At 69.3% G+C, this 7,054-nt stretch carries 6 protein-coding genes; all 6 read right to left on the bottom strand.

Going from position 1 to position 7,054, the window contains the following annotated elements; all coding sequences use genetic code 11:
• Nucleotides 1-179 precede the first annotated feature (179 nt).
• Nucleotides 180-911 (bottom strand): class B sortase, encoded by a 732-nt coding sequence (locus tag DW180_RS09695; RefSeq protein ID WP_118238493.1) that lies wholly within the window; start codon nucleotides 909-911, stop codon nucleotides 180-182.
• A 72-nt stretch (nucleotides 912-983) separates the two neighbouring features.
• On the bottom strand, nucleotides 984-3,710 hold the full coding sequence (locus DW180_RS09690; RefSeq protein WP_118238492.1) for a VaFE repeat-containing surface-anchored protein: 2,727 nt from the start codon (nucleotides 3,708-3,710) through the stop codon (nucleotides 984-986).
• A 12-nt stretch (nucleotides 3,711-3,722) separates the two neighbouring features.
• Nucleotides 3,723-4,181: a DNA gyrase gene (locus tag DW180_RS09685; protein ID WP_118238491.1), complete on the bottom strand. Its 459-nt coding sequence runs from the start codon at nucleotides 4,179-4,181 to the stop codon at nucleotides 3,723-3,725.
• Between the two features lie 109 nt (nucleotides 4,182-4,290).
• Nucleotides 4,291-5,292 (bottom strand): conjugal transfer protein TrbL, encoded by a 1,002-nt coding sequence (locus DW180_RS09680; protein WP_233545243.1) that lies wholly within the window; start codon nucleotides 5,290-5,292, stop codon nucleotides 4,291-4,293.
• A 2-nt stretch (nucleotides 5,293-5,294) separates the two neighbouring features.
• Nucleotides 5,295-5,993, bottom strand: a complete 699-nt coding sequence (locus DW180_RS10395; protein WP_199569975.1) for a hypothetical protein — start codon at nucleotides 5,991-5,993, stop codon at nucleotides 5,295-5,297.
• A 30-nt stretch (nucleotides 5,994-6,023) separates the two neighbouring features.
• Nucleotides 6,024-7,054: NlpC/P60 family protein (locus DW180_RS09665; protein ID WP_199569974.1), on the bottom strand; the 1,031-nt coding region annotated here is incomplete at its 5' end.

Below are 7,054 nucleotides of genomic sequence, written 5' to 3'. Positions count from 1 at the left end.
CAGCCGGCGACGACGACCGGGACTAGCCGTGGGAAATCGAAATCGCACAACGGAAAGAGGCGGGCAATTGCCCGCCTCTTTCCGTTGTGCGATTTCGATTTCCCACGGCTAGTCCCGGTCGTCGTCGCCGGCTGCGCAGCAGGCGTAGGCCGTGAGCGCGAGGAGCCCCATGAGGAGCCCTATTCCGAAGGGCGCGAATCCCATCCTTCCACCTCCTTCGCGTAGACGACGGTGCGCGAGTTGCTCGTCTGGTAGCTGCACGTCACGAAGGCCCAGGCCTGCGCGATGTCCGCCGGCTCTTCCAGGACGACCTCGCACCGGGACAATTTGTCCCCGAGGTAGGCGGCGAGCTCCGCCGCGTCGGCGAAGTCGGTCCGCTTGCCCTCCGAGCTCGCGTCGACCACGTCGGCCGCGAAGACCTTGAGCTCGATCGCCTTCTCGCGGGTGTAGATCCGGATGGTGCGGTGCCCCTCGGCGAAGTCGCGCGACGAGTACTGCGCGAGCGGCGCGAACATGGTGCCGTCGGACATGTGGTGCCCGTAGACGATGACGAGCGGGCTCTCGGCACCCTGCGCGCACCCGGCATCTATGTAGGGAGCGCCCCACGCGGATCTTTCGCCGCCGGCGTCGTGCGTGAGGTAGAAGTCGGGCGATTCGGGCCGGCCCTGGACGATCGGGTAGTCGACGGTCGTGCCCGGCACGCGCACCCAAGCGACGACGGAGGCGGGAAGGGCGTCCCAGTCGATGCCGCCTCCCGTCTCTTGAGCCTCCATTGTCGCGTCCTCTTCCGCAGTAGGCACCTCGTGCACCTCGTAAGGGTTCCTCTCGGGCTGCGGCAAGACGGCGAGCGCCGCCAGCGCCAGCAACGCCATGGCGACGGCGAGCGCCGTGGCGGCTTTCCCTTTGTCCATGTCCTCCCCCGTTCGCAGGGGAGGCCCCGGGCGAGCGCCCAGGGCCTCCGGTTCGGTATCGATGCGCTGCCGCTACTCTTCCGGCTTTTCGGCCGCCTCGTCCTTGCTCGCGGCCGCCTTGCGCTTGCGATACGCAAGCGCTCCGCCCGCACCCGCCGCAGCTGCCAGAGCGATGCCTGCGGCCACGGCGTAGCCGGTGCCGTCGGGGGCGTCGGCCCCGGTCTTGGCGTAGGGCTCCTCGGGGACCTCGGGCGTGTCGGGGTTGTCCACGACGACGCTCTGCTCGGCGGAGTCGATGTCCTCGTGGGTCGCAACGACGTTGCCGGCGGAGTTCAGGACCTTCTCGAAGACGACGAGCTCGTCTCCCTCGGCCAGGCCCTCGGTGTCGAACTCGAAGGTCACCTCGACGGTGCCGGAGGGCGCCTCGGGCTCGAAGGGCGTGCGCGCGGTCACCTCGTTGCCGTCCTTGTCGAGGAACGGCTCTCCGGTGCCCTTGTCCATGAGCGTGCCCACGGCGATGTAGGTCTCGCCGGGGACGAGGCCCTTGTAGGCCACCGTGTCGACGACCTTTGCCTTGCCGGCCTCGACGACCTGGTCGCCGTCGGCGGCGTCGGCCGCCTGCGTGCCCACCTCGACGGCGACGTGGACGGTCTGGCCCTCGTCGGAGAGGTCCGCGTGCGACGCCACCTCGGCGCCGTCCTTGCGAAGGCTCTCGAACACGACCAGGTCGCGGCCGCCGAGCAGGCTCGCGTCGAAGGAGATCTCTACGTCCTGGCTGCCCGTCGAGAGCGCGGGCGCGAACTCGGCCTTGGCCTCTACGGGCTTGCCCGAGGCGTCGGCCACGGGCTCGCCGGTCGCCTTGTCGACGAGGGTGGCCGAGAGCTCGTACTCCTCGCCGGCCTTCAGCCCCTCGTAGGCCACCGCGTCGACGACCTTGGCCTCGGCGTCGGCCGAGACGTCCTTGTCGCCGTCCGCCCCGTCCTTTGCGGTGGTGGAGATGCGCGGTTCCTCTTGGTCGTCGAGGCCCATCCACACGGCCTTCGCGACCGTCGAGTCGCGCTCGATCCAGAAGCTCCTCGTGATGAGTTCGAGGCCCTCGTTGGCCTCGCAGCGCAGCTCGGTCATGGTGTAGGCGCCGTACGGCAGTGCAGCCAGCGAGTCGTCGACGGGCGCCGAGGAGCCGTCCTCGCCGAGCGAGAACCAGATGCCGGCCTTCGGGTTCATGTCAGCGGCAGTAATCGGGCCCTCGTGGCCGAGCAGTGCGTCGTTGGCGTTGGTGTCGCTCGAGTGCCTGTTCCAGCTGCTAGCGGTGGACGCGTTGCCGTTGCGGTCCGTGACCAGCACGTGCGTCTCGCCGGTTGCCGCGTTCTCGATGGCAAACGGGACCATGAGGCCGGCGTTGTCGGGCTCGCTCTTCTTGGAGACCTCGAGGTCGTTGCGCACCACCTGGTCGCGGAACTCGAGCGCGGCACCGTCCGCGGAGGCGTTCACGACCTCGCCGGCGGCGCGGACCTCGAAGGTGCGGGGCTCGCCGTCGGTCAGCAGGTAGCTCCCGTTGGTCGCCGTCTCCCGCACGTCATAGGTTCCGTACGGCAGGGTGCCGGCCTCTGTCTGCGCGGTGTAGGCGCCGACCTCCTCGTTCCATGCGGTGGTCAGCGTTGCCACGGCCTCGCCCGGCTCGCGCCACTCGCCGTCAACGAGGACCTTGTGCGCGGACCTGTTCGTGACGGTGAACTCGATCCCATCGAGGCCGGGGTGCTCGCCAGGCGCCTCCGCGTGGCCGCTGCCCGCCAGCGCCTCTGACGCCTGCAGCTCCTTGTCGGACTTGGTCACCTGCACGCCGCCGCGGACGACCTCGTCGGTCACGGGGTCGCCCGTGAGGTCGGCCACCTCGCCATCCTTCACGGTGAACGCGATGGAGGCGTCGTTGGCGTCGTAGCCCTCGGGCGCTCCGGACTCGACGATGCTGTAATTGCCCGCGGGAAGCGCGTCGGCACCGGTCGCGGCGACGTGCGACCCGCCCTCGGGCGCGGTCTTGATCGTGGCGCAGACCTCGCCGTCGGCGTAGTACTTTCCGCCGACCAGCACGTAGCGGCCGGTCTCGTTCACGACGGAGAAGCTCGCGCCGTCGAGCGAGGCGTCGCCCTGGGGCTCTGCGCCCGCCTCGGAGTCCTCTTTGGCGACCTTGACGCCGCCTGCGGACCAGCTGAAGCTCACGAGCGTCTGTGAGCCGCCGCCGGTCCTGACGCAGAACGCCTCGAACCCGGCAGATACCTTGCCGGCGCCTGCCTTCATCCGGGAGTAGGTCCCGCCAATCAGCTCGGATTTCGCCCAGGAGGCGAACTCGGAGCTCGTGCCGTGCACGGCCGCCGACTCGGACCCCGAGTAGGCATAGGCGATGAGCACGTGGCTCGCAGCCGCGTACTTGGCGTCGTCCCAGCCGCCGCCGTCGTACCAGCTGCCCGGGAACATCGAGGCGTCGAAGCCGGGAGAGCCGAACGAGTACCAGATCGCCGCTGTCACGTTGGCGTTCGGCACGGGGCTCGTCGAGTAGGAGCCCGGAGCGGGCGTCGGGGACGAGGGCTCGGCGCAGTAGGCGATGTTCCCGTCGGCGCTCATCCAAGTGGTGGCGAAGCCGCCGTATGGGATCTTGCCGCCGATGGACACGTCGACCGTGCTCGGCGCGGCGTAGGCGGGCGAGGCCGCCACGGAGGCGAGCAGGGCCCCCGCCGCCAGGATGAGCGCCATGGCGCATCGGAGGAGCTTTTCCTGCAGGGTGCAGTCTTTCGCTGCGTTCATCTTTCCGCCTCCCTATCTCTCAACGCTTCGCTGTGCGCGGGGCGCGTCGTGCTCAGCGGCACGGCTCGCCTGGCGGGCGTGCTCGGCGCGCTCCGCGAGGTAGCGCGAGCGCCCTGCGTCAACGGCCTCCTTGAGCTGCGCCGGCATGACCTTCACGGTGTCCTTGACCGTTCGGCCGTCCTCGTCGAGCTCGGGCTGGCCGCCCGGTCCCATCACCGTCTTCCTTAGCCACACCTCGCGGTTCGCGAGCAGCGGTATGTCTCGGAAGTCGGCCCCCTTGAAGCGGCTCTCGTTCACGAACATGGGGCTGAACTCGTAGCCTCCCACGTCCACGCCGTCGACGACGGTGCCCTTGGGAAGGGTCGCCGAGTTGAAGGTCCTGGCCTCGCCGGTCGCGCGGTCGGTGTACTCGATTCCCTCGCGCACGAAGCTCTTGTGCAGCGAGAGGTACACGTTCTTCCTCTCTTCCATGTCTTTCCTCCTTTTCGTCGTTCGTCCGTGCTTGTCTTCTTCCGCCGGGACGCGTGCCCCGGCGCGGCGCCCCTATCTCATGGCGACCGCCTCCTTCCTCGCTTTTCCGCTAGAAGCCGCTCACGATGTCGCGCGCCCAGGAGCCGCTCTTCACGAGGGCCAGGATGAGCAGCACGCACATGGCCAGGTACTGCAGCGCGTAGGTGAGCCCGTTCGCGACCGCGTCGGCCGGGGTGCCCGTCCCGGGGTTCGCCCCGGTGAGCCCGCCGAGCACGAGCGGGAACGATATGAGCAGCACGAGGATGATGACGCCGGCGATGCAGACCGCCCCGAAGCTCTTCAGGTAGCCAAGGCCTATCTGGCGCGTGGCGTCCATGCCGAGGAACGCCAGCGGGATCGGGGCGAACGCGGCCATGATGTAGAGCTGGAGCGCGCGGGCCCAGCAGACCACGAGGGCGACGACGTAGGCCGCCAGCACCACGACCCAGCTGATGAGGCTCACGACGAGCATGGCGATGAGCGACGGGATGTCGTCGTCGGTGGTGACGACGGACACCTCGGGCAGGTCGAGCGCGCCTCCGGCGCCGAAGAGCGCCTCGACTCGGTCGATGGCGAGCCCGCAGACCTCGTAGATCGACGCCATCAGGTCGAAGCTGTTCTGTATGAGGAACAGGAACACGGCGAAGAACACGAGGAGGAAAACGACCTCCTTGACGCCGGGAAGGCTCTGGCTGCCGTCCATGCGCTGGGAGATCTCGATGAGCTTCAGGGTGAAGACCAGGCCGAGCACCCCGCACCCGATCGGCAGGATGGCAACCTGCCATACGCCCCTGGCGACGTCGTTCATGGTCAGGTCGCTCGAGCTCGTGAGCATGTGCGCGAAGTCGGCCGAGAGGATCCCGTTCGCGCCGATCGACCCGAGCACGCCCGTTTGCGCCTTGAACATCCAGTTGCAGCAGTCGCGCAGGAGGCCGCACAGCCAATCGTTGACGTCCCCGGCGATGTCGGCGTATGCCGGCTGCGCGGGGACGAGCAGGAGCGCGCAGAGGGCGAATGCCGTCGCGGCGGAGATGGCGAACGCCCTTCGGCGTCGCGATTCAAGCGCCCGCACGGCTACATCGCCTCCAGCGAGCCGCCGCGCGAGACCACGGTGACCACCGTCGAGGCGGGGTCGTCGAGCGTGAAGGTCGTCGACGCGACGTTCCCGGCGTAGTCGAGCCACACCTCCTTGTCCCAGGAGGCGCTCGCCGCCTGCGGGGACACCTCCGCCGCCTTCCCGGCGACGACCTCCTCGATGGCGGCGGCATCCGCGCCCAGCGCCTCGGAGAGGCGGTCGTCGGTGCCGGTCACGGAGAACGCTCCGTCTTGCGCCTTCTGGGGCACGTAGGCCTGCGTCAGAAGGTCGCATGCCAGGATGCGGGCGTCCCCGTCGCCCGAGACCTGGATGAGCGAGAGCCCTCCCGCCTTGTCGCCGGTTCCCTTGACCTCGATGGGCACGCTGAGCACGCCGCCGGCCTCGGAGGGCTCCTCGGCCGAGAAGAACCAGGCGCGCTCGGAACCGCCCGCGCACTCGACCATGGCGCCCTCGACGATCCGCAGCGTGGCTGTCGGGTCGTCGGCGCCCGTCCATGCGGTGTTCCAGAGCGCCTCGGCGCCCGAGGCGGCCTTCCCGGTTGCCGCGTCGGCGCCTGCAGCCGCGGGCTGCTCTTGCTCCTGGAGACTATCCTGCGCGCCTTCCTGCGGGGCGATGGCGCAGCGCGCCGCGCCCGCGCCGAGCGCCACGACGAGCGCGCTTGCCGCGACGGCGGCCATGACCCTTGACTTTCCCTGCATTGGTTTCTCCTATCTCGCGGTGAGCGCGCAGCTGAAGCTGCCGATGCCGCTCGCTATACGGCACACGTCGCCCGTTCGCGGCTCGTGTATGTACCTGTCGTCGCCGATGTAGATGGCCACGTGGCCCGAGCGGTAGAGGATGTCGCCGGGCTTCGCCTCCGAGAGCGGTATGCGCCTGAGCTCCTCGTACTGGGAACCCGTGTAGTGGCTTATGCGGATGCCCGCCTGCGCGTAGCAGTACTGCGTGAGCCCGCTGCAGTCGAGCGCCTTGCCGGGGGTCGAGCCTCCCCACACGTAGGGCACGCCGAGCTGGCTGTACGCCGCCTCGACGATCGCGTTCCCGCTCGCGGATGCGTCCTTCAGGTCCTCGACCGTCATGGAGTCGAGCCTGTAGAGGCCCCATTGCGCCATGATCGACTTCAGGGACTCGACGTAGGACGAGTCGGTCGCCCAGCCGGCGCCCTTGAGCCCCTCGGCCATCCTGTCCGAGTCGTGCCTCTCGATCGCCTCGCGGATGAGGGCGTTGCCCGAGTAGCGCTCCGCCTGCAGGAAGACCCTGCTGCGGAAGCGGATGCACTCGGCGTCGCCGGTGAAGCGGATGAAGCTCGCTGTGATCTGGGTGTGCTCGCCGGGCACGTACTCCTCGCTGGTGGCCCAGTTCGCCTTGCCGGCCACCTCGGGGCAGCCCGCGTAGCCCGACCACCACTTCATGCCGAAGAGGTTGTGGTCGCGCTCTGCGAGCTGGCTCATGCGGTCGCCCTGGCCGGACTCCTGGATGATCTGCGCGATGGTGCAGCCCGCCGGGTGCCCGTACTCCTCCTGGCACTCGAGCGCCGCCTCGACCATCTCGTAGGTGATGTAGGGCGGCAGCCCCTCGAGGCCCTGCTTGGAGGCCGCGTCGTCCCAGAAGCCGAACAGCGCGCTCAGCAGCTGCGCGACGGCGAGCGCGCAGGCGACGAAGGCCACGATGCCGGCCACCGCCCCGAGCAGGGCGGGCGCTGCGCCCGAGACCGCGCCCGCGATCGCGGAGGCGGCGCCCT

The organism is Collinsella sp. AM16-21 (assembly GCF_003471905.1).
Lineage (GTDB): Bacteria > Actinomycetota > Coriobacteriia > Coriobacteriales > Coriobacteriaceae > Collinsella.
This window is presented reverse-complemented; position numbering and strand designations above follow the sequence as displayed.